Consider the following 277-nt stretch of genomic DNA (forward strand, 5'->3'; position numbering starts at 1 on the left):
GCGCTTGCGTTGCTCCAGCACCTGAAGTTTGGGCGGGGTTGCATAGCGCTTTCCGTTTGAACAAACAATCTCGGAAGTGTTCAGATCAACGCCTACCTCGCCCTTCACTTTTGGCAAGGGCGAGACCTCTTCTTCGGTCAGGAGCGAAATGTAGAATTTGCCCCCCGTAGTCCTTGTGACAGTAACCGAAGAAGGCGTCGCCCCTTTGGGAAACGGACGACTCCAGCAAATATCCAAAGGAGTTTCATGCTTGGCCAGCGTCAACTTCCCTTCACGA

Annotated in this window: 1 pseudogene; it reads right to left on the reverse strand. The window is 53.4% G+C overall.

From position 1 onward, the window contains the following. Positions 1–277: pseudogene (locus IV91_RS18645) on the reverse strand (RNA-guided endonuclease TnpB family protein); the annotation flags it as partial.

The sequence above is a fragment of the Ferrovum myxofaciens genome, assembly GCF_000735045.1.
Lineage (GTDB): Bacteria > Pseudomonadota > Gammaproteobacteria > Burkholderiales > Ferrovaceae > Ferrovum > Ferrovum myxofaciens.